This window comes from Bradyrhizobium sp. (assembly GCF_036009065.1).
Taxonomy (GTDB): Bacteria; Pseudomonadota; Alphaproteobacteria; order Rhizobiales; family Xanthobacteraceae; genus Bradyrhizobium.
The window spans coordinates 1-20,322 of the sequence record NZ_DASYMN010000047.1 but is presented as its reverse complement, the minus strand read 5'-3'; the positions used below and the strand labels follow the sequence as shown (position 1 = coordinate 20,322).

General features: G+C 61.2%; 23 protein-coding genes. 15 read left to right on the top strand and 8 right to left on the bottom strand.

Going from position 1 to position 20,322, the window contains the following annotated elements; translation table 11 throughout:
* Positions 1 to 18: 18 nt before the first annotated feature.
* Positions 19 to 711, bottom strand: coding sequence for a hypothetical protein (locus tag VGP39_RS03290; RefSeq protein ID WP_327566677.1), 693 nt, complete (start codon positions 709 to 711; stop codon positions 19 to 21).
* A 250-nt stretch (positions 712 to 961) separates the two neighbouring features.
* Here VGP39_RS03290 and VGP39_RS03285 point away from each other — a divergent pair, with 250 nt between their 5' ends.
* The 5 genes from VGP39_RS03285 to VGP39_RS03265 are packed head-to-tail and all read left to right on the top strand — an operon-like array spanning position 962 to position 6,431.
* Entirely contained in the window at positions 962 to 1,393 is a 432-nt protein-coding gene (locus VGP39_RS03285) for a hypothetical protein (RefSeq protein WP_327566676.1), read from the top strand.
* Positions 1,394 to 1,435: 42 nt separating this feature from the next.
* On the top strand, positions 1,436 to 3,310 hold the full coding sequence (locus VGP39_RS03280) for a RiPP maturation radical SAM C-methyltransferase (RefSeq protein WP_327566675.1): 1,875 nt from the start codon (positions 1,436 to 1,438) through the stop codon (positions 3,308 to 3,310).
* Entirely contained in the window at positions 3,303 to 4,382 is a 1,080-nt protein-coding gene (locus VGP39_RS03275; protein WP_327566674.1) for a TOMM precursor leader peptide-binding protein, read from the top strand. Before VGP39_RS03280 ends, VGP39_RS03275 begins: the two co-directional genes overlap by 8 nt.
* Complete coding sequence (locus tag VGP39_RS03270; RefSeq protein WP_327566673.1) at positions 4,379 to 5,674, top strand: YcaO-like family protein; 1,296 nt, start codon at positions 4,379 to 4,381, stop codon at positions 5,672 to 5,674. The genes VGP39_RS03275 and VGP39_RS03270 overlap by 4 nt, the downstream gene beginning before the upstream one ends.
* A 10-nt stretch (positions 5,675 to 5,684) precedes the next feature.
* Positions 5,685 to 6,431, top strand: coding sequence for a SagB/ThcOx family dehydrogenase (locus VGP39_RS03265; RefSeq protein ID WP_327566672.1), 747 nt, complete (start codon positions 5,685 to 5,687; stop codon positions 6,429 to 6,431).
* 59 nt (positions 6,432 to 6,490) lie between these two features.
* Here the strand turns inward: VGP39_RS03265 and VGP39_RS03260 are convergent, their stop codons facing one another.
* Together VGP39_RS03260 and VGP39_RS03255 are read right to left on the bottom strand one after the other, a co-directional pair.
* Positions 6,491 to 8,956, bottom strand: a complete 2,466-nt coding sequence (locus VGP39_RS03260; protein ID WP_327566671.1) for a putative bifunctional diguanylate cyclase/phosphodiesterase — start codon at positions 8,954 to 8,956, stop codon at positions 6,491 to 6,493.
* A 250-nt stretch (positions 8,957 to 9,206) separates the two neighbouring features.
* The gene (locus VGP39_RS03255) at positions 9,207 to 9,683 is read right to left on the bottom strand and encodes a LuxR C-terminal-related transcriptional regulator (protein ID WP_327566670.1); all 477 of its coding nucleotides are present in this window, start codon (positions 9,681 to 9,683) and stop codon (positions 9,207 to 9,209) included.
* 180 nt (positions 9,684 to 9,863) lie between these two features.
* Between VGP39_RS03255 and VGP39_RS03250 the strand changes: the two genes are divergently transcribed.
* On the top strand, positions 9,864 to 10,802 hold the full coding sequence (locus VGP39_RS03250) for a LysR family transcriptional regulator (protein ID WP_327566669.1): 939 nt from the start codon (positions 9,864 to 9,866) through the stop codon (positions 10,800 to 10,802).
* A 70-nt stretch (positions 10,803 to 10,872) separates the two neighbouring features.
* On the opposite strand, the gene VGP39_RS03245 is transcribed toward VGP39_RS03250, so the two are convergent.
* Both VGP39_RS03245 and VGP39_RS03240 read right to left on the bottom strand, forming a co-directional pair.
* Positions 10,873 to 11,259, bottom strand: a complete 387-nt coding sequence (locus tag VGP39_RS03245; RefSeq protein WP_327566668.1) for a PIN domain-containing protein — start codon at positions 11,257 to 11,259, stop codon at positions 10,873 to 10,875.
* Positions 11,256 to 11,549 (bottom strand): type II toxin-antitoxin system prevent-host-death family antitoxin, encoded by a 294-nt coding sequence (locus VGP39_RS03240; protein WP_327566667.1) that lies wholly within the window; start codon positions 11,547 to 11,549, stop codon positions 11,256 to 11,258. Before VGP39_RS03240 ends, VGP39_RS03245 begins: the two co-directional genes overlap by 4 nt.
* A 46-nt stretch (positions 11,550 to 11,595) precedes the next feature.
* Here VGP39_RS03240 and VGP39_RS03235 point away from each other — a divergent pair, with 46 nt between their 5' ends.
* Positions 11,596 to 12,294 carry a nucleotidyltransferase domain-containing protein gene (locus VGP39_RS03235; RefSeq protein WP_327566666.1) on the top strand — a complete coding sequence of 233 codons (699 nt, stop codon included), beginning with the start codon at positions 11,596 to 11,598 and terminating at the stop codon, positions 12,292 to 12,294.
* The gene (locus tag VGP39_RS03230) at positions 12,272 to 12,709 is read left to right on the top strand and encodes a hypothetical protein (protein WP_327566665.1); all 438 of its coding nucleotides are present in this window, start codon (positions 12,272 to 12,274) and stop codon (positions 12,707 to 12,709) included. The genes VGP39_RS03235 and VGP39_RS03230 overlap by 23 nt, the downstream gene beginning before the upstream one ends.
* A 124-nt stretch (positions 12,710 to 12,833) precedes the next feature.
* Here VGP39_RS03230 and VGP39_RS03225 read toward each other — a convergent pair whose 3' ends face one another.
* Positions 12,834 to 13,133, bottom strand: a complete 300-nt coding sequence (locus tag VGP39_RS03225; protein ID WP_327566664.1) for a hypothetical protein — start codon at positions 13,131 to 13,133, stop codon at positions 12,834 to 12,836.
* Between the two features lie 130 nt (positions 13,134 to 13,263).
* Between VGP39_RS03225 and VGP39_RS03220 the strand changes: the two genes are divergently transcribed.
* The 6 genes from VGP39_RS03220 (at position 13,264) to VGP39_RS03195 (ending at position 18,111) form a co-directional block, all read left to right on the top strand.
* The gene (locus VGP39_RS03220) at positions 13,264 to 13,596 is read left to right on the top strand and encodes a helix-turn-helix transcriptional regulator (RefSeq protein ID WP_327566663.1); all 333 of its coding nucleotides are present in this window, start codon (positions 13,264 to 13,266) and stop codon (positions 13,594 to 13,596) included.
* Positions 13,597 to 13,674: 78 nt separating this feature from the next.
* Positions 13,675 to 14,016, top strand: coding sequence for an FCD domain-containing protein (locus VGP39_RS03215; protein ID WP_327566662.1), 342 nt, complete (start codon positions 13,675 to 13,677; stop codon positions 14,014 to 14,016).
* A 413-nt stretch (positions 14,017 to 14,429) separates the two neighbouring features.
* Positions 14,430 to 15,452: a DUF1906 domain-containing protein gene (locus tag VGP39_RS03210; RefSeq protein ID WP_327566661.1), complete on the top strand. Its 1,023-nt coding sequence runs from the start codon at positions 14,430 to 14,432 to the stop codon at positions 15,450 to 15,452.
* Positions 15,453 to 15,486: 34 nt separating this feature from the next.
* Positions 15,487 to 16,047 carry a hypothetical protein gene (locus VGP39_RS03205; protein WP_327566660.1) on the top strand — a complete coding sequence of 187 codons (561 nt, stop codon included), beginning with the start codon at positions 15,487 to 15,489 and terminating at the stop codon, positions 16,045 to 16,047.
* On the top strand, positions 16,044 to 16,748 hold the full coding sequence (locus VGP39_RS03200) for a M23 family metallopeptidase (RefSeq protein WP_327566659.1): 705 nt from the start codon (positions 16,044 to 16,046) through the stop codon (positions 16,746 to 16,748). Before VGP39_RS03205 ends, VGP39_RS03200 begins: the two co-directional genes overlap by 4 nt.
* A 22-nt stretch (positions 16,749 to 16,770) precedes the next feature.
* The gene (locus tag VGP39_RS03195) at positions 16,771 to 18,111 is read left to right on the top strand and encodes a caspase family protein (protein WP_327566658.1); all 1,341 of its coding nucleotides are present in this window, start codon (positions 16,771 to 16,773) and stop codon (positions 18,109 to 18,111) included.
* A 217-nt stretch (positions 18,112 to 18,328) separates the two neighbouring features.
* Here the strand turns inward: VGP39_RS03195 and VGP39_RS28100 are convergent, their stop codons facing one another.
* Positions 18,329 to 18,937, bottom strand: coding sequence for a CarD family transcriptional regulator (locus VGP39_RS28100; protein ID WP_414644549.1), 609 nt, complete (start codon positions 18,935 to 18,937; stop codon positions 18,329 to 18,331).
* Between VGP39_RS28100 and VGP39_RS28095 the strand changes: the two genes are divergently transcribed.
* On the top strand, positions 18,915 to 19,367 hold the full coding sequence (locus VGP39_RS28095) for a hypothetical protein (RefSeq protein ID WP_414644548.1): 453 nt from the start codon (positions 18,915 to 18,917) through the stop codon (positions 19,365 to 19,367). The two genes, VGP39_RS28100 and VGP39_RS28095, sit on opposite strands and share 23 nt — an antisense overlap.
* A 184-nt stretch (positions 19,368 to 19,551) precedes the next feature.
* Here VGP39_RS28095 and fdxA read toward each other — a convergent pair whose 3' ends face one another.
* Positions 19,552 to 19,890, bottom strand: coding sequence for a ferredoxin FdxA (fdxA, locus tag VGP39_RS03185; RefSeq protein WP_327566656.1), 339 nt, complete (start codon positions 19,888 to 19,890; stop codon positions 19,552 to 19,554).
* Positions 19,891 to 20,322 lie beyond the last annotated feature (432 nt).

Here is a 20,322-nt window from a genome sequence, read left to right as displayed (position 1 = left end):
CGGAATGACGCGCCCAGTCTATCCGGAATCCGCAATCCGCGCATCCAGCGCAAACATCCCCCGATAAACCTCCGCCTCGCCCCCGGGCACGGACTGCGGCGCGATCTCCGCCGCCTTGCGCAGCGCTCCGCGCAACGCCGCCTCGTCCAGCGCCTCGATGATCAGCAGCCCGGCAAAGAACCCCTCCTGCTGCCGCATGCCCTTTTCCACCGTCGGCACCGACGTCCGCGCCTGGTCGGTCACCCCTACCTGCACCGCGGCAATCCCGTCCAGCGCCACCAGGGCGTCGGCGAGTGCTTGCGGCGCTTCCGGCACATGCTCGATACGCAGCGCTGCGATAGTAGCGCCCTCGCCGCGGCCGGCTCGCGCTGTCATGACGCCGCCGCCGCGGACAAAATTGCCGAGCTGCGGCATGATGCGTTGCGACCATGGCGTCGGGGCGTTGAGGCGCGCCAGATAGGCGGGGCCGTCGAGCACCTCGGGGGCTTGCAGTTCGTAGAGGATAAAGAAACGATTGAGGTCGGAGCGGTCGGCGCGGAACACGCGGACGGCGAGGAAGCCCTTCATGGTCACGCGCTCGGTGGTGTGCTCGCGCGTCAGCCAGTGCCGGTAGTCGGTGAGCGATTGTTGTTCGACGTCGCTCCAGATCGCCAGAAAACCCGCGCCGCGCATCTCGATCTCCTTATGAACGTTTAGCTCACTTTCCGTCATGGCCGGGCTTCGTCCCGGCCATCCACGTCTTTCTTGCTTTAGCGCCTTTAATAAGATGTGGATGCCCGGGACAAGCCTGGGCATGACGACCTGAAGGTGGATGCCCGGCACAATGGCATGTGCTCGGACCCCTTCACCCTCCCCCACAACCCCTCGGTTGCAAAATCGATTGACTCGCCCTCGAAACAGGGGGAGCATCGCGCGTTCATTTGTTTGCACGGCAGTAACCAGCGACAAGAGGAACGCTCCCATGGCTGACAATAATGAGACCGAGAAAACCCTCGAAATGAGGGTGGCCGAGCTTGAGGACAAGCTGAAGAACCTGCACGTCACCGAAGAGGAAATGAAGGCCTACAACAAGGTCGCTTCGATGATGGGCGGCGCGACGTCGGCGGCGGCGCCATCGCCTGCGGCCGGGGGCGCAGTGGGCCTCACCCCGACGCCGGACGCCTGCGTGATCAATCAATGCATCCGCGCCTGCACTGTCGTCCAGCCATGCATCCAGCAATGCATCGTCCACCAGTGCACGATCGTCCAACCATGCACGATCCGCCCCTGCACCATCCGCGCCTGCACGATCCGCCAATGCTGCATTCAGGAATGCATCAATGAATGCATCGGGGGCGGCGGCTTCGGCGGCGGCGGTCTCGGCGGCGGCGGCTTCGGCGGTCTCGGAGGGTAGGCACAAGCCGCAGCTTTGACATCTCGCCAGGGAGTGCTGAACGTGGATGTCGTATTCCCGGTCATGCCCTTTGCAGACGCCGGCCGCCCGTCGATGGGCGTCAGCCTTCTCGCCGCGGAAGCTGAGGCGGCCGGCTATTCCGCGAAGGTGATGTACTTCAACCTGGCGCTTGCCGGTGACATGGGCCTTGAGCCCTATCAGCGCATCGCGACGACGTTTCCGCCCAATATTCTGATCGGCGAATGGTTCTTCGCCGACGATCTGTTTGGCGCGGAAATACCGGACGCCGATGCGTATCTCACCGACATCTTCATCCCGATGGCCGGCCAGGATCAGAACCTGATCGACGCCATGACCGAGGCGCGGCGTTCGCGCACCGCCTATCTGGAGTCCTGCGTCGCTTCCATCATGGCGCAGGCGCCGCGCATCGTCGGCTTCACCACGACCTTCCATCAGACCTGCGCGTGCCTCGCGGTCGCGCGCCGGCTCAAGGCGCTGCAGGATCCGCCGGTCATCGTGTTCGGCGGCGCCAACTGCGAGGGCGAGATGGGCCTTCAGATGATCCAGAGTTTCCCCTGGATCGACTATCTCTGCTCCGGCGAGTCCGACACCAGCTTCCCGCAACTGCTGGACCGTTTGCTAAGGAACGCGCCCAAATTGCCGGTCCCCGGCGTGCTCGAGCAGGGCCGGGCCGACAAGGCCGTCAGGTCCGCGCCGGTCATGGACATGAACGCGCTGCCGTTTCCGGATTTCGACGGATTTTTCGGCGATCTTGCCGCCTCAAAGCTGGCGGGGCAGTTCGAGGGCCACCTCGTGCTCGAGACGTCGCGCGGATGCTGGTGGGGCGCCAAGCATCACTGCACATTTTGCGGGCTCAACGGCGACACCATGGCGTTTCGCTCCAAGACGCCGCAGCGTGCCTTCGACGAGATCGACTATCTCGCGCGCCGGCACAACACCAGGCGTGTCGGCTTCGTCGACAACATCCTCGACATGAAATACGTGACGACGCTGTTCCCCAAACTGGCGGATGCGGATTTCAAGCTCGACATTTTCTACGAGGTCAAGGCCAACCTCCGCTACGATCAGCTGAAGCAGATGCGCGCGGGCGGCCTCACGCAGATCCAGCCCGGCATCGAAAGCTTTTCCGATGGCGTGCTCAAGCTGATGGAAAAGGGCTGCACCGGCTTGCAGAACGTTCAATTGCTGCGCTGGAGCAAGGAGCTCGGCATCGAGGTGGCCTGGAACATCCTCGGCGGCTTCCCGGGGGAAAACCCCGGCGACTATGCCGAGACGGCGCGGCTGATCCCAAAACTTGCCCATCTCGATCCGCCGTGCTCGTGCGGCATGGTGCGGCTCGACCGCTTCAGCCCGTTCCATTCGCGCGCCGATGCATTCGGCTTCAAGCGCATGCGCCCGGCGCGCGCCTATTTCTACGTTTTCCCGTTCGGGCGGCGCGAGCTGAGCCGCCTCGCTTATTTCTTCGATTTCGATTACGGCGACGGCCGCACGCCGCACGACTACCTCGGTCCGGTCCAGGAACAGGTGGGCAAGTGGACCGCGTCACGCTACGGGCCGCCCGAGACCTATCCCCGGCTCGATGCGCGCTATGACGGCCGCACGCTGGAAATTTCCGACAGCCGCGCCTGCGCCACCGCTCCCGAACACGCCTTCAAGGGCTTTGCGGCCGAACTCTATGCGCGCTGCGACCAGGTTGCCAAGGTTGCAACGCTGGCGCTAGCTTACGGGCGGTCCGCCGAAGAGATCGAGGCGACGCTTGGTGATTTCGAACGGCGCAAGCTTCTGGCGCGCTCGGGCGATAGTGTCCTCAGTCTCGCCGTGTTCCGCGCGCGGCCGGCAGCGCAGGAAGTCAAGCAGGGGCAGCATGCAGCCATTCTCGAAACCGCTGATGCCTAGCCATTTCGAGGCCTGGTGCGAGCCGCCGGACGCATCGGGCGAGGAGACCTTACGGATCGTCTCGGCGCAGCGGTCGCTGACCCTCAAGGGCCGGTCCTTCCGCGAATTCCATCGCCACGTCATGCCGCTGCTGGACGGACGGCGCAGTTTCGAGGAACTGTGCGCGCAAACCGCCGACCTGTTCGACCGCGCCGATCTGGAAAGCGCGCTTTCGCTGCTCGCGGCGCAGAACATCGTCGTCGAGGGCGACAACCGCCCCGCCGGGCCGCCGCGGCTGCAGCCGCAACTGAATTATTTTCACGAGGTCGCCGAAAACGCCGATGAGGCGCAGCGCCGCCTTGCCGCCGCGCGCGTCGTCGTGTTCGGCCTGGGCGGCTCCGGCGCTTCGGTCATGCATGCGCTTGCGGCCGCGGGTGTCGGCCGCGTTGCGGGCGTCGACCATTGCACGGTGTCGGCCGCCGACACCTATCTGTCGCCGGCCTTCAGCCTCGCCGATGTCGGCCGCCTGCGCGCGGAGGCGCTGGCCGCGCGGATTGCCGACACCGCGCCGGAAGTCGCCGCCAACGCGGTGACGGCGCAGCCCATAACCGATCAGGAGGTCGCCGCGGCTATCGATGGCGCCGACCTGGTCATTTCATGCCTCGACGCCGGCATGATCAATCTTGCCTTCAAGCTGAACCAGGCCTGCCGCGCGGCGTGCGTGCGCTGGATCTCGGGCGAGCTTGCCGGAACCGAAGTCATCGCCGGCCCCGCATTCTACGGCACCGACGGCAGCCCCTGCTTCATGTGCTATCGCATGCGCATGGTCGCCTGCGCCGGCAATCCGCCGTCGCGGTTTGCGCAGGAACGCCACAGCGACAAGATGAAGGCCGATGCGGGGGACAAGCGCGAAAGGCTGGTGTTCGGCGCCGGCCTGCTTGCGAGCCTGATCGGGACCGAAGCGCTCAATTTGCTGACCGGCCAGGCCGCGCCCGCGCTCGGCGGGCGCCTGCTCGTCTTCAACCTCACCACCCTTGCGATGCAGAAGCATGTCGTGCTCCGCAAGCCCGGCTGCCCGGTCTGCGCAGGATGACCGCGGCGCCATGGGATCTCCTGGTCAGTTCGCGCACCGGTCTCGTCACCGAGCTGTTGCCGCAGCATCGCGGGCCCGAAGAGCCCGTGCCGCCCTACCTCTGCACCGCCATGCTCGCCCATTTCGATTTCCGCGCCGCGCCGCGGCAGGAGCGGCTCAACGCCGGCAAGGGCCGCACCGAGGACGAGGCGAAACTGTCGGCGCTCGGCGAAGCGGTCGAACGCTACGCCGCCTATCACCTTGACCCCGCGCGGCTGTCGACCGGCCCGGCGCCATCAGGCGCGATCACGCCCGCCGACTGCGTGCTGTATTCGCAAGCGCAGTATGCGCAGGAAGGTTTTGCGTTCCGGCCCTGGACTGAAGATGCGGAGATATCGTGGATCGGCGGCACCGACCTCAATTCCGGCGAGGCCGTGCCGCTGCCGGCCGCGCTGGTGCATCTCGTCTATCCGATGCCGAGGGCCGAGGACCATTTCACCGCGGTGACCTCGAACGGGCTCGCCGCCGGCCCGACGCTGGCGCGCGCGATCCTGGGCGGCCTCTACGAGACGATCGAGCGCGATGCGCTGATGATCACCTGGATGAACCGGCTGCCGGCAATCGAACTCGATGCGATGGCGTGCCGCTGCCATGCCGCGACCATCGTCCGCCATTACCGCCGCTTCGGCGTCGCCGTCCGGCTGCTGAAGATTGCCACCGACCAGCTTCCGCACGTGATCATGGCGGTGGCCGAAGACAGCGATCCGGCGCGGCCCGCGCGGCTGATCGGCATGGGGTGCGATCTCAATCCGGTGGTCGCGTGCGACAAGGCGGCGTTCGAAATGTGCCAGGCGCGGCCGAGCGAAGCGGTCCGCTACCGGGAAAAACCGCCGGCGGGCCGGCTGAAAACCTATGAGGATGTCAAGGACCTCGACGACCATCCCGGGTTTCATGCGATGCCGGAGAATTTCTACGAGTTCGATTTCCTCAAATCCGGGGCAAAGTCCGTCTCACTCGGCGACCTCACCGGCTTTGCAACCGGCGATGGCGACGCCGACCTCGCGGCCGTCGCGGCGCGGCTCAAAGAGACCGGCGCACGTGCCGCCTATGCCGACATCACGATGCCGGACGTCGCTGAGGCCGGCTACCGCGTGGTGCGGGCGATCGCGACCGGCCTGCAGCCAATCCATTTCGGCTGGGGACAGGCGCGGCTCGGCGGCCGCAGGCTGTTCGAGGCGCCGATGCGCTGGGGTTTTGCCGGCGCACCTTCCACGCCGGAGACGCTGAATTACTGTCCCCATCCGCTAGCGTAAGGCCTTTTCAATGATCCCGGTCGACGATCCCGTTTCGCTGTCGCGGCTGTTTCATCTCAACTCCGAGCCGTGGCTCAATGAGCAGGCCTACCGCGAAGCGCCGTTCCTGCACGAGTACATGGATCACGCCGGCGCCTCCGCGCGCGTCGAACTGCCGGCGCCCGCCGGCGGCGCGCTGGCGAGCATGTTCGCAGGCCGGCAATCCACCCGCGCCTTCGCGAGCTGGACCATGCCGCTGGCGACGCTCTCCGAGCTATTGTTCGCCGCCCATGGCGTGGTCGGCATCATGCCGATGGAGACCGGCGGCGCTTACCTGCGGCGCAGCGTGCCCTCGGCCGGCGCGCTTTATCCGTTGGAAATCTTCCTGCTGCTGCGAAACGTCGAAGGGCTCGAGGACGGCATCTACGGATTCGACCCGAGGAGCCATGCGCTGGACCGGCTGTTCCCGCGCGCGCGGGTCGAGCAGGCGCTCGGCGCTTTCTACACCGCCCCCTTCCTCGGCGGCGCCAATGCCGTTTTCTGCCACGTCGCCGTGTTCGGGCGCTGCCAGAAGAAATACGGCCCGCGCGGCTACCGCTACATCCTGCTGGAGGCCGGCCATTCCGCGCAAAACCTCTGCCTCGGCGCCCAAGAACGCGGCCTCGCCACGCTCTGCATGGGCGGCTTCAAGGACTCTACGCTGAACAAGTGCCTGGGGTTGAGGGAGCCGGATGAGGGGGTGGTGTATTCCGTGGCGGTGGGGATGGCGGAGCGTTAGAGCTGGAGTCGATGGAGGAAGGTTACGGCGTCAGCGCTTCCGCGTTACGCGGGATCCCGTCAGGCGGCATGGTCGTTCAGCCGGGCAGGCGAGCGTGGTGCAAGCGTGGTGTCCGGTTTGGTCTCTTCGAGAACGATCACCCGCCGCTGACGCAGCAGTTCGGTTGCTCGCGCGGCGTTCACCGGCCGGCCATAGCGATAGCCCTGGGCGTAAGCGCAGTCTGCGGAAGTCAGGAAGCGCGCCTGAGCCGCTGTTTCGACGCCTTCGGCAATAATCTCGATCCCCAAATCCTTCGCAAGGCGGATGGCGGTTCGCACGACCGACGCGTGGCGGTGGTCGGTATCCACGCTCAGCACCAGTTCCTGCGCGATTTTCAAGCGGTCGACCGGGAAGTTGGTCAGGTAGCTCAGCGATGAATATCCGGTGCCGAAATCGTCGATCGCGATTCTCAAGCCGAGCGCGCGAAGACGTTCGACGATGCCGCAATGATGCTCAGTGACTTCCATCAGCACGGACTCGGTCAATTCTATCTCCATGCACCCGGGCTCCACGCGCCACTTTTTGAGACTTTCCCCGAAGTCACGGGCAATATCCGACTTGTTGCATTGAATGGTCGACACGTTCACGCCTACCGCCTGAGGCGCGATTCCTTGTTGCTGCCAAAGCCGCGCGTAGCGGCATGCCTCGTCAAACACCCACCGGCCGAGCGGCACGATAATTCCGGTTTCTTCCGCGATCGGAATGAACGTCGCGGGCGAGATCATGCCGCGCGCCGGATGATTCCACCGCACAAGGGCTTCGAGACCGATGATTCTACCGGAGGAAATCTCGACCTGAGGCTGAAAATGCAATTCCAGCTCATCGCGGCAGATCGCACCGCGCAATTCATCCGCCAGCGCGGCGCGCTGCTGCAGTTCGCTACCGAGCCCGGCGCTGTACAGCCGAAAGCAATTATGGCCGTCCTGCTTGGCGCGATACAGCGCGATGTCCGCCTGCACAATGATCGCGTCGGCGTCAGGGCATTCCGTGGAACACAGCGAAACCCCGACGCTGGCCGTGACATGCAGCTCATGATTGCCGATCGCATAAGGCTCGGCCAGCGCGTCAATAATCTTAGCCGCGGCGGCGCTGGCGCCATCAAGGTCGACGTCCGACAACACCACGGTGAATTCATCGCCGCCGGTGCGCGCGATGATGTCGCTGTGCCGGACATTCGCCCGCAGGCGTTGCGACACCTGTTGCAACAGGGCGTCACCGACGCCATGCCCGAGCGTGTCGTTGACGCTCTTGAAATTGTCGAGGTCGATACAAGCGATTGCAAACGGCTGGTGGCCGGCCGCGAACAGTTTGTGAAGCCGGTTGAAGAGAGCGCGGCGATTGGCAAGCATGGTAAGCGGATCTGTTTGTGCGAGCCGGGAAGCCTCGCGCTTTGCTTCAATCAGACGAAGCACATGATAACGCGAGATGCACATGGATACGACGATGATGAAGGTGACAAGCATGCCGGCAATCAACAGGGTCCACGCGGTTCTCTGGCGCGGCGCCGGCCATCCGGGCGATGTTCTTGCGACAAGCTTCCACTGGCGGTCGGCGACCATCAATTTGCCTTGCCAGAGAAGATCGGATTGCGCGTCGCGGGCGGACTGCTTCGACCACCATCCAGAGGCAGCGACTACGTGGACCGGAAATGCGTCGGCGTCGTTCTCGTAGACGGAAAGTTCGACCGGCGTGCTCAGACCGTAGAGAATGGCATCGATCATCGTATTCAGCTGAAACACGCCTTGAACGAAACCGGCAAGGTTCTGGCGGCGGCTCTCGACCGTGTCCCTGGAGGCACCGTATCGGTAAACCGGAAGCACCACGAAAAATCCGTGGCGGTTTCCGGTGCCGGATTGCAGCGTCAAACTGTTCGAAGCCGCCATGCGGTCGCCGTCGCGGGCACGAACCAGGGTCTCCTCGCGCAAGCCGCCGTCCGCGAGGTTCAGGCCATGGACCGACAGCGGCGTCTGTTGCTCGGTTGAATAATAAACCGGAAAATACTCGTCCCTTTCCGGTGCGGCTGTCAGCATGCCCTGAGGGGTGACGGACTGGATGGTATAGCCGGCGATGCCGTCGCGCCTGGCGGCCTCTTCATGGGCGGCACGCTGCTGCCGGGCAACGCGCGGTATCCATGAAGCGCTCAACATCGCCCTTTGATTTTCCATCAGCTCGTCGGCGAAGATCCTGAACTGCTGGCGCGTGACCGGTCCCTCGGACGATTCCATCAGCGCGTGCAGCGCCGTTATCTTGTCCAGCCAGGCATCCAGGCCGCCTTGCAGCATCGAGGAAACGTTGCTGGCCCGAAAAAAGAAATCCTGCCTGAGCGCGTCGTGCTCGCGAACCGAGACCGCCGAGAAGGTCGCCAGTGAAAGGCCGACCCCGACCATGCCTGCGCCGATAATGAACAGCGGACAAAGCACCGGGTGGATCGACGAGCTCGCGGTCAAATGGCCCTTTGCCAGCAACCAGCGAGTAAATTCGATCAAACGTCGTTTGGCTCGGCCCAACTGCATTCGTTCACCCACATCGGAGGAGATGCATGTTGTGAACCCGCTGGCGGGGTTTCGAACCAGTAAATCTACCTAGTGCTGCGCTTACTTTGCGAGCTCTGGTAAACAGATTGTCAAATGATCCGAACACATTACGAGGGCCGGCGGCAAAGCGCGATCACAGCGTGACGTCTGTGCATTGAATCGGCCCGGCGCCCGCCTTCACCTCTCCCCGCAGGGGGAGAGGTCAAGCCAGCGCCTCCGCCTCGGCCCCCGACGCATCGCGCCAGTCGCCCAGGACAATACGCACCAGTTCGGCCGTATTCCTGGCGCCCACCTTCAGCATGATGTTGGCGCGATGATATTCGACCGTGCGTGCGCTGATCGACATCAAGCGGGCCGCTTCCCGGCTGGAAGCGCCGCGAACGATGTGGGCAAGCACCATCTGCTCCCGTTCCGTCAACAGCTCGTGGCCGGTTAACGGGCGAGACAGGTGATCGGACGTGCCGTCCAAATTTTGCTCGCCAAGGTGGCTTTTTGCACCCAAGGAAGATTGAGCGACCTGCCGACGCACCACCTCGCTGAGCGAGACCACCAGCGCGCGAAGGCTGTGGTTTTCCCGTTCGAGGATACGGAGCGCCTCCGCATGCGATTCGTCGGAATTGAGCGATTTGCACGCGAGCCGTTCGGATTGCATTGATTTGTCGGTCAGCGATTTGGACATGCGTTGTAAGGCGCCCCCGGCGGACGCTCGTTCGCAACAGATGGCCGCTCCGATCGCTAGTGTCCAATACCGCGTTGTGGCATCTTCGATATTCGACGCGTATGGTTGGCTCCCACTTCGGGTTCCGTTGAGGGCCAGGAACCAGAGCCCCGCTGCGACACCGCCGGGAGGGACTGGTCGATGGAACTACGGCATCTTCGCTATTTCGTTGCAGTGGCCGAGGAGTTGAACTTCACCCGCGCCGCCGAACGGCTTGGCATTGGCCAGCCTCCGCTCAGCCTGCAGATACGTCAGCTCGAGGAGGAACTCGGCACCCAGCTATTCCGCCGCAAGGCGAGAGGCGTCGAGCTGACCCCCGCCGGCAAGCTGTTGCTGGAAGAGGCGCGCATCATCCTGCGACAGGTCGAGCAGGCCGAGACCGGCGTGCGGCGCCGGGCGCGGGGCGAGACCGGCCGCGTCATCCTCGGCTCCGGCGGCGCGACCTATTTTCATCCGCTGATCCCCGCGATCATCCGTGAATTCAGCGTACGATATCCCGATGTCGTTCTCCACCCGCAGGCAAGCAGCACGGCGCTGCTGATGGCCCGGCTGCACGCCGGACAGATCGACGCGGCGTTTGTCCGGCCCTCGGTCGACGACAGCGAAGGGCTCGCCCTTCATTTGCTTGTCGACGAGCCAATGGTGATGGTAGTGCCGAAGCATCATCCGCTCGGGACAAAATCCTCGGCGCCGCTGCGAAGCTTCACCAACGAGCCCTTCATCCTATATGCGAGAGAGCTCAATCCCGATTACCACGACCGGGTGATTGCCGCCTGCCGCGACGCCGGCTTCGAACCCCGCCTCGGCCCGCAGGCGCCGCAAATCCTTCCGGTGATACCGATGGTCGCGGCCGGTCTCGGCGTATCCATCGTCCCTGAATCGACGCGTCAGATCCGGCTCGACGGTGTCGTCTACCTCGAAATCGAGGGAAAGGTGCCGCGCTCCCGCATCAGCCTCGCCCACCGCCGCGACGACCGCTCCGCGCCGGTGCGGAATCTGGTGGCAATTGCGAGGCGGGTGGCGGGGGGCCGAACCGGGGCAGCAGGGGAAGGCTGGAGGGGCGATCCGCGCGCGCCTTGAAGGAGCCGGACGAGGGCGTGGTGTATTCGATGGCCGAGGGGGCGGTGGGTGTCGGTTGACAGACTGACCATCAGATCATGATGGGCTTTATTCGAAGCGCGCGTGCTGCGGCAAGCAGGCGCTCGTCATAGCTCGCGAGTTCGACACTTCCGCCGCGTCCGCGCAGGTATTCAATCGTGGCAAGGTGCATGCCATCGAGTGTGGCGACGGCAACGGGGAACGGCTCCAGTGCGCGCGCCAGAACGGCCGGCGTGAGTTCGACGAAATTGATAGCGCCGAGCAATGCACGCGCTTCATCCATTTGCGAGGGCGGCAGGCGGCGCGCGTGAACCCGGTTCCAGAATTCGTAGGCCAGCAGCCGGCTGGATATCAAAGTTTCACGCCAAAGCGCGGAGGGCGGGGCCACCCTCTCGTCAAAGACCTGCGCCAGCACGACCGACGTGTCGAGATAGATCAATGCTTGTCCCGATCGGTCCGGAGTTCCCGCATGACGTCATCGAACGGCGCGACGTGGACCTTCGGCCCGGGCGTATATGACGGATTGAGCGCCGGCGTGATCCGGCCCCGCCGCATGTCTTCCGCCAGCAGGGGATTGGACGTCAACGCACCGTCCGATGAAAGCTGCGGCGGCGCGATTTCCGCAACCACCTGGCCGCGGTCCGTCACCAGCACTGTTTCTCCGGCGGCCGCGGCACGGATATATTTGCTGAGATCGTTCTTCAGCGCCTTGATGCCGACCTTACGCATGAGGCGAAGGTAGCCACCGGTGGCTACTTTGTCAATTGCGGATGGGATGTACGAAAAGCAGGAACGCTCGGAGCTGACTAAATACCGATCGCGCTTGTCTGATATACCCAATTTGGGTACAAATAGCCCCAGAATGGGTACGAATCCGATTTCTTCAAATTTAGCCGGTGCGCTGTTTTCACGCGTTCAATCGCGTGTGCTCGGCATTATCTTCGGTCAACCCGACCAGGAATTTCAACTCACTGAAATCATCTCAAAAGCCGGCTCCGGGCGCGGCGCCGTTCAGCGCGAGCTTGAAAAGCTTACCCAAGTGGGGATCGTGGCCACCGCCGCCTATGGCAACCGAAAGCTCTACCATGCAAACCGGGAGTCACCGGTCTTTAATGAACTGCATCAACTGGTCCTGAAAACCATCGGCATGGTCGATCCGCTTCGGGAAGCACTCACGCCGTACCGCGAGTCGATCGCATCCGCGTTCGTCTATGGCTCGATCGCCAAGGGCAAGGACACCGCAAACAGCGACATCGACCTGATGATTATCGGAGAAGGACTGGCCTATAGCGAAGTCTTCTCAGCGCTTCAGAAGGCTGAGAAACATCTTGCCCGTCCTGTCAATCCTAACCTGATGACGACCAACGACTGGGGGCGGAAGGTCAAAGCCAGGAGTTCTTTCGTCACAAAAATCCTGAATCAGTCCAAGCTGTTCGTGTTTGGAAACGAAGATGAACTCAGAAGCCTTGGATAATCTAGTCAAAGCCAAAGTGCTCAAGGCCGAACCACCGGATCAAGCCGAGTTCGATGGACTGCTGAAGTTGGGCACCAATCGGCTGAAGGATGCTCATAACCAGGACAATTCCCCAGAGAGCAGATTCGACCTCGCCTACAATGCCGCGCATGCCCTATCACTCGCAGCGATGCGTTGGCACGGCTATCGGCCCGATCGTCAGCGATTCATCGTATTTCAAGCCCTGCAACACACATTGAACCTGACGCCCGGACAATGGCGCGTTCTCGACAAGGCCCACAACAGCAGGAACCTGGCGGAGTATGAGGGCAATTCGGAAGTCGATGAGCAACTGCTGGCCGAAGTTCTGAAGATTGCCGAGATCGTACGCGGAAAAGTCACCGCGCTTGGACCTATTCGGAAATCAAGGAAGTAGCGTCAAGCCGAACGCCGAGAGCGAACGCAAAACTCGCGAAGCGGTGGCCTCGATCCGCTGCGGTGGAATACGCTCGCGATTCCGCTCTACGCGCCAACTTCTCTTCGAGGCCGGTCTAATGGGATTAGCCGCCGGAATCAAGCCGCGCTCGGATCGCTTTCCGCACCCGGCGCCATTTGCCCTGCTCAAACCCCTCACCGCGGTACCAAGCGGCATGTTCTTTGGTGCGGGCCGCTTCCTCTGGGTTGGTGGGATATTGTCGCATGATGCTGTCGGCAAGCTGATCGATTTCTATTCGGGGAATGAACCGTGGCAGGATCACATCTTCTACTAGTCCCCACCCGACCCCGATGATGATCGGCGAAGCGGCCAGCGCGATGAGAGCCCCTTTGACAAAGGTCACGAGGAAGTCAGCGTCGAACACCTGTCAAATCCGTATCTGTACAGCGGATTTCATTAAATGAGATATATAACATCTCTATTTTCAAAAGTAGAGGTTCTGATTCCTCAAAATCCGACCTCCGGCCTCCGAACATGAGCCAACGGAGGCAAGGGTGGAACTCAAACAGGCATTCGGAGCAAGCGTCCGTCACCACCGGCGCGCAAAGGGCATGACGCAAGAGGTTCTCGCGGAACGTCTTGATCTCTCGATGGAGACAATCGGTAAGATCGAACGCGGGGTAGCCGCTCCATCGTTCGAAACGGCGGAACGAATTGCGGAGGCGCTGAACCTTCCGCCACTCGCACTCTTCGGGATCGGCAAAGAGGCCGTGCCGAGGGGCGAACGTGGTCGCTTGTTAGGACGCATCAACGCGACCCTATCGGGCATGAACGACGAACAGTTGGCCCGGGCGGCGCGCATCATGGAAGCGTTCGTCGGTCGATGATCTGGTGAAACCGGCCAAGGGCGTTGGGGGACCCTCCACAGATCGCAGAACCGGCGCATGAACTGCCGGCGACATGGAATGGGAAGGCCGCGTGGTCTCCGCCCACCACAAGTTCGCGCCACCCAGCGCGCCATCCTCAACGACGGCGACGACCCTGAACTCCGCAAACGCTACGACGGCGAATTCCACCAGGCCTTGATCTCAAGCTGCGGCTCGCACGAACTGATGCAGACGCATGCGGTCGTGTTCGACAAATATTTCCGCTACGCATTGCAATACCGCGGCAGCGCGACGGTGGAGCAGCATCGGGCGCTGCTGGACTGCGCGCTGAAGCGCGATGCGGATGCGGCGAAGGGGATATTGACGGAGCATATCAACGGGTGTGTGGCGCATGCGCTGCAGGTGGGGAGATTGAGGTAGGCTTGGACGATGAAATAGAGTCCGCCACTGCCAAGGATAGCAATGGTCGCCGACGCGCTGCATCAAAGGTTTTCCGGCGACATCGTGTCGCATCGCGTGGCCCGGCGGAGCGGTTCGCTTGCTAAACGGGCTGAAGACATGCGCAAGTTCGGAGCCGGATGAAGATTGTGGTAGCTAGCGACCGTTGCTGGAACATCCCAGCAATCCAAGCGCTTCATCGAGGGCTCGCGATGACTACGTCGATGGGGCGGGGCGACGCCTTAAAATCGAGCGCCGTAAGGAACCGCGGCAAATTCTACCAAGTAGTCGAAAAAATATTCACAACCGCATTGATATGTGTGATAACTTTGCATAGCCTATCCTTAGTTCGACTGAACATTTCGCTTAAGTGATTTTTCGATTTCGCGCGCAGTATGCCGGGCTTTTTGGTTCCAAGTGCGGTGGTTATTGAAATGAATTTCACACGCCGGCAGTTTACCCAAGCAGCATTGTTGACGCTAACAACGCCCGCGATGGCCGCAACGCCCCTTAGCCCAGCCGAACGGACCACCGTGGCTGATGCTTCCATGGACTGTTCCGGAGCTTTACAGCCTCTCAAGGAAAGAGGCGTGAAGGTTATCGTGCGCTATTATGCGCTCCGGCTCCAACCTTTTCTTCCGACGAAGCGAATTACGAAGTCTGAAGCAGACGCGATCTTGGAAAACGGTTTCCAGCTCCTAATCGCGTATCAATACCAGAACGGAAACATCGAGACCTTTTCACCCGAACGCGCCAGGCAAGACTGTGAGGTATGTCTTGACCAGGGACGCAACGTGATAGGGCAGCCCCGTGGCAGCACTATTTACTTTGGCGTGGATAATGACTTCACAGATCCGCAGGATATCGCACGTATCGTGGGATATTTCGAACAGATCAATGACAGCTTTCAACAGGCTGGAAATTTCTATCGCGTTGGTGTGTACGGCCCCGGTTCAATTTGCTCCGAACTCGGCCGTCGGCGCTTAGTCCAGAACTACTGGATTGCCGGATTTTCGACGGGCTGGTCCGGAGCTGCTCGCTTCTATAATTCGGGTCGCTGGAACCTTTTCCAAAACGCCCTGGAGATACCGGTCGGCTCTATTCAAGCAGATTTTAACGTAGTCAATGCAAGCGCCTCGACAATCGGCAGCTTTACCCGAGCAGGGCCTGGAGGTCCGATAAGAAACGGGCCCGAAGCTGCGCTCTACCGATTTCTCAACAGAGACGAGCCGTTGCTCGACGTAAACACCGGCCAACCAATTGAACAGTTGCGGGCCAGAAAAATGGTCAGCCTCGTCTCGGTGGCTGAAGGCAGCGCGATCGTTGATGCCGCCTACCAATATGCGGGGCGTGGTGAAATAAAGCGGGGACGTTGCAGAGCAGCTTCCTTGACCAAAATAGACCGAATGCCTGGCTGAACCATGAGGACCACGCATGCGAGGAGAGAGACCAATGCTTAGGAAATTCGGTGGACCTGCGGCTGCGGCGCTAATTTATATATCGGCTGGCGTCTCTGCCAACGGCCAATCGCCCGCTGAAGTCACCTCGACCATTGATTGGGATGCGGCCAAAGCCGATGCAGAAAATATAGCGCCTGCACAGAAGGAATCCCTAAACAGCTTTCGCGCTGCGAACGCAGTCGGCGTCGATGCCATCAATGTGCCCGTGCTTGTTCCAGGCATTGGCCCCGTGCGAGCCGGCCCTCGGTTGCGGGGACAAGGCGCTTCTTATGCGGCGGTGTATATGCTTAACGCCGCGAAGCTCAGTGTTCTCGGGACTGCCCGCGCACTTGTTCCGCCTTCGCCGGAAAGGTTCGCGAGCGCGGCAGCCTCTAGTGACGGCCGTGTCTTCGAGCAAGGGGAGGACGGCGCAGATCTCAGCTTCATCAAATACGGTGCCTCTTACATCCTTCGATTGAGCTGTGCGAAGCTCGATGATGAGCGCTGTATAAAGGATAGCTTCCTCAATTCGGTCGCTGACAGTCTGGTTCCTGTTGGAGGTAGCAAGCCATGAGATTGCTAACACTGGCCGCGTCGCTGGTCATCGCCTCTGCGTCCATGCTGATCAATGGTAACGCGCGGGCCCAAAGCTTGCCGCCCAATTTTGCTTCACCGCCGGGTGATTTGGAGACGGGCAGTGGCAACGGGCGGGCTGATGCAACGATTTATTTTCCTCAAATGAGATTCCCGCTGGAAACCGGGCCCGCCTTCGCTAATTCCCAAGTTTACCGCGCTGGCGGCATGCATGGTCCGGCGGGGGACCAATGCGCTTCAGCCAACTATTCCTACCCGTGGCGCGATGTCTATTGCGAAAAGCGTTCTTGGACGATGGCGCTTTGCCCTGCCGGCAAGGGCCATCAGGGTCAGGACATCAGGCCAGCCACCTGCAAGAAAGATACGCATTGGGCCGTTGCAGCTGACGATGGCGTCATCGCAAACATCGGGACGTACAGCGTAACCCTGCAGACAGCAAACGGCGTTCTGTACCGCTATCTTCATCTCAACATCGGCGATCTCGCCGTCGATGAGTTGGACCACGTCAAGAAAGGCGCACGTATTGGCAAAGTCTCGAACTGGTTTGGAGATACGTCGACAACGATCCACCTGCACTTCGACATCAAAGGAACGGTGCAGGTAAACGGGAAGTCTGTCGTTACCTATCTTCCTCCCTACACCAGCCTGGTCGCGTCCTATAAAACCCTGATGTCGCCATGACGAAGATTGAAAAGAAGCTCGGATGAAGAAATGCTCTACACGACTGTTGACCGCTGCGTCATTGGCATTAGCCCTTTTGCCCTCGAACGCCCGAGCGGCGCCTGAACAAACGAGCGACATCTACATCACGGCGAAACCCGCTCCCTACAAGATGTACGGCGACAGCCGGGCGTTGATCGTCGGCGCATCGAAATACGAAAACCGCATCGATTGGACTACGCTGGAAGTTGTTCCCCAAGAAGTTACACGCGTAAAAGAAGTGTTGGAGCGGCACCGGTTCAAGACCACGGTGGTGCCGGATCCGAATAGCGAGAACCTTGCCAAGGCCATCAAGGGTTTCCTCAGCCAGCCGGCAACCCGCGATACGCGGTTGCTGATCTATTTTGCCGGCCACGGATGGACGGACCAACGGAGGACCGGCTTTATCGTGCCGGTAGATGCGCCGGGGGAGAGGAGCCCGGAATTCCTTTCCAAAATTCTCAGCATGGAGGAAATCAAGGCGTGGTCTTACTTGTCGAAGGCCAAACACGTCCTCTTTGTGTTCGATAGCTGCTTTTCTGGGTCGATATTCCTGACCCGAAGCAATCTTGCGCCTGTCGACGAACTTTTTCTCAAGGATATTGACCGGCCCGGCCGTCAATACATCACGTCAGGCAATGCAAACGAGCAAGTGCCTGATCGTTTCGACTTTGCCGAAGCATTCGCGGCCGGACTGGAGGGCCAAGCTGACTACAACAAAGATGGCGTAATCTCTGCGAGTGAGCTCGGCTATTTCCTTAGAAGCACGATCATCCCACAAGGTAGGCAAACTCCTCAATTCGGTTCCGACACCCAAATCGATTTTCGAGGCGGCGATCAACTGTTCATCTCCCCGGTCGCCCTGACCTCAGACAAACGCCCGGCCGTAAATCCCCCAGCGCTCGAAGGTCCCCGCCAGAGCGCACTTCGCAGCATCGGAAAACCAACCAAACCCGGCGGCGTCCTATTCGAAGGTGTCGAGGTCCTATACTATGAGAAGGTCGCCGATGAGGGGCGAGTTCGGCTGGCCTTGAGTGGTAACGGTATTCCGTTTGTCAGTACTCGCGCGGAACTCCCCGAACGATTCACTGCCAACGCTTTGGCCTGCGGTCCCGATATTCCTGTTGAGTCGCTAAAGCGACTGGCCAAAGCGCTGATCGGCGCGGGTGTCGGAATAAAGGAAATACGGCGGTTTCAAAAGCCCTCCGAAAAGCCGATGCGCATAGAAATTCTATCCCTGACGAAAGACAATGCCGGCGAAGTCGGGCTGACAACAGCCAATCTAACGTTGAATCAAATCGACGCCTTGACGGGATGTCCGTCCAGGCTTTCTCAAAGAGAATGAGATGTGAAGTGCAGCACGGCCTGGAAATCGTTTGAAGCATCAATCTTGCGGGCAAGCGACCCGGCTCTCATCAAAAACGATCGAATAGCTTTTGCTGTAGCTGCAAAGCAAGGATGGATTGCTTCGCAAGCTTCATTTCTCACAAGGACGTCAATCAAAACAAAAAGCCCGGCCATTCGGACCGGGCTTTTGACTTGTTTGAAGCTCCGAGACTTGCCTACGCCGCCTCGTCCGCCACCGCCGCATCATCCCCCTCGGCCTCAGCATCGGCGTCGGCGTCAACCTCGCCGCCTTCCCCAGCCTCCGCCTCGGTCTTCGCCCCACGCCGCGGGCTCTTGGCGAGCTGGCCCTCGATCTCCTTCACCGCCTCTGTCTCGGTGACGTGCTGCACCACCGCGATCTCGCGCGACAGCCGGTCGAGCGCGGCTTCATAGAGCTGGCGCTCGCTGTAGGACTGCTCCGGCTGCGATTCGCTGCGATACAGATCGCGCACGACTTCGGCGATGGCGACGATGTCGCCGGAATTGATCTTGGCTTCGTATTCCTGGGCGCGGCGCGACCACATGGTGCGCTTGATGCGGGCGCGGCCCTTCAGGGTCTCCAGCGCGCGCTTGACCAGCGCCGGGTCCGACAGCTTGCGCATGCCGACATTGGCGACTTTTGCGGTCGGCACCCGCAGCGTCATCTTGTCCTTCATGAAATTGATCACGAACAGCTCAAGCTTGGCGCCCGCGATCTCCTGGTCCTCGATCGCCAGTATCTGGCCGACGCCATGGGCGGGATAGACAACGAATTCGTTGGTCTTGAAACCCTGGCGCTGCGTCAAAACCTTCTTCGGCTCCTCGACCCGCGGCTGGATCGCTACCGGCTTTACGGCCGGCTTGGCGAGGACTTTGCCCGCAACCGGCTTCGCCGCCGGCCTGGTGGCCTTTGCTGCGGTCTTGCCAATGGAAGCCTTGGGAGCGGTCCTGGGAGCAGCCTTCGAAGCAGTGGTCTTCGAACCGGCCGCTTTCGCGGAAGTTTTTGTAGTCTTGCTGGGCATTGCGCTTCTTTTGTTTTTTGAGGATTTGGCTGCCGAGGCCTTGGTGGCTGTCCGGGTGTTCTTGAGAGAAGTCCGGGCGCGGCTCTTGGTTGCACCGCGGCTCGCCGCCGATGCCTTCTTCGCACTCTTGGAAACACTGTTTTTACGCGTTTTCTGTGACACAGCCTGCGCGCGGAACCGCCGCGCCCCTGTTCGAGTTTCACGGGAACCCTAGGGAGCCATCAAGCCGGCGCAACAGGATCCGATCTATTGAATGTGCCCATAATAGCACATTTCCCGCAAAAATCAATGGTTTATGCCCGATTCGGCCCTGTTTGCGGCCGCTGACGGGCAAAACACCGGTTTAGGGTTAAGTCGGGCGACCGGGAACGCCGCTGAGGAGCAGATAGTGTCGTTGATCAGTCACCGGTACCGGGAGCCGGGGAAAAATATTTCTCGAACTTGCCTTCCATGCCCTCGAAATCCTTGGCATCGGGCGGGAATTCCTTTTTCTGGGTGATATTCGGCCATTTCTTGGCGTATTCGGTGTTCACCTCCAGCCACTTCTCAAGCCCGGGCTCGGTATCGGGCTTGATCGCGTCCGCCGGACACTCCGGCTCGCACACGCCGCAGTCGATGCATTCGTCCGGATGGATCACCAGCATGTTGTCGCCCTCATAGAAGCAGTCCACGGGGCAGACTTCGACGCAATCGGTGTATTTGCACTTGATACAGGCTTCAGTGACGACGTAAGTCATCCAGGGCTCCGAAACGGGTCGATTTTGAGTGCTGGCGTAGCGCAGGAACCCCGCTGCCGCAAGAGAAGCGCCGGCCATCTTTGCAGCGGATTTTAGCGCGCCGAAGCCGCGCCAGCGCCGGACACAGATAGTTATTCCCGCACGGCGCCGGTAGCCCGGATCGGCCGACAGACCGCGGGCCCCGCAGGCGGTCAAGTCCTGATACGACGACGGCTTCCAAGCCATCGATGCTGAGTCGAATGTCGCGATGTGTGAATTTCGGTAGGACCCGCCGAGGTATCGCGTCGCTCACCCGGCTCGGCCTGCGGATGCAGCCCGCGCGTTATTGCCAGCGGTTGATGCTTGCATCCTTGCCATTGACCTGGATGATCGCCGCCTTGGCGCCGTTCTTCAGCCAGGTCTCGCAAATCTCTTCCGGCTGTATCGGCGCAA

What these genes read in the sequence shown, in the direction of transcription:
- VGP39_RS03195 (WP_327566658.1), top strand. Translation starts at nt 16,771, where the DNA reads ATGAAGAAATGCTCTACACGACTGTTGACCGCTGCGTCATTGGCATTA.
- VGP39_RS03205 (WP_327566660.1), top strand. Translation starts at nt 15,487, where the DNA reads ATGCTTAGGAAATTCGGTGGACCTGCGGCTGCGGCGCTAATTTATATA.
- fdxA (WP_327566656.1), bottom strand. Translation starts at nt 19,890, where the DNA reads ATGACTTACGTCGTCACTGAAGCCTGTATCAAGTGCAAATACACCGAT.
- VGP39_RS03240 (WP_327566667.1), bottom strand. Translation starts at nt 11,549, where the DNA reads ATGCGTAAGGTCGGCATCAAGGCGCTGAAGAACGATCTCAGCAAATAT.
- VGP39_RS03210 (WP_327566661.1), top strand. Translation starts at nt 14,430, where the DNA reads ATGCCGGGCTTTTTGGTTCCAAGTGCGGTGGTTATTGAAATGAATTTC.
- VGP39_RS03270 (WP_327566673.1), top strand. Translation starts at nt 4,379, where the DNA reads ATGACCGCGGCGCCATGGGATCTCCTGGTCAGTTCGCGCACCGGTCTC.
- VGP39_RS03230 (WP_327566665.1), top strand. Translation starts at nt 12,272, where the DNA reads ATGAACTCAGAAGCCTTGGATAATCTAGTCAAAGCCAAAGTGCTCAAG.
- VGP39_RS03200 (WP_327566659.1), top strand. Translation starts at nt 16,044, where the DNA reads ATGAGATTGCTAACACTGGCCGCGTCGCTGGTCATCGCCTCTGCGTCC.
- VGP39_RS03250 (WP_327566669.1), top strand. Translation starts at nt 9,864, where the DNA reads ATGGAACTACGGCATCTTCGCTATTTCGTTGCAGTGGCCGAGGAGTTG.
- VGP39_RS03290 (WP_327566677.1), bottom strand. Translation starts at nt 711, where the DNA reads ATGACGGAAAGTGAGCTAAACGTTCATAAGGAGATCGAGATGCGCGGC.
- VGP39_RS03255 (WP_327566670.1), bottom strand. Translation starts at nt 9,683, where the DNA reads ATGTCCAAATCGCTGACCGACAAATCAATGCAATCCGAACGGCTCGCG.
- VGP39_RS03265 (WP_327566672.1), top strand. Translation starts at nt 5,685, where the DNA reads ATGATCCCGGTCGACGATCCCGTTTCGCTGTCGCGGCTGTTTCATCTC.
- VGP39_RS03285 (WP_327566676.1), top strand. Translation starts at nt 962, where the DNA reads ATGGCTGACAATAATGAGACCGAGAAAACCCTCGAAATGAGGGTGGCC.
- VGP39_RS03215 (WP_327566662.1), top strand. Translation starts at nt 13,675, where the DNA reads ATGGGAAGGCCGCGTGGTCTCCGCCCACCACAAGTTCGCGCCACCCAG.
- VGP39_RS03275 (WP_327566674.1), top strand. Translation starts at nt 3,303, where the DNA reads ATGCCTAGCCATTTCGAGGCCTGGTGCGAGCCGCCGGACGCATCGGGC.
- VGP39_RS03235 (WP_327566666.1), top strand. Translation starts at nt 11,596, where the DNA reads ATGTACGAAAAGCAGGAACGCTCGGAGCTGACTAAATACCGATCGCGC.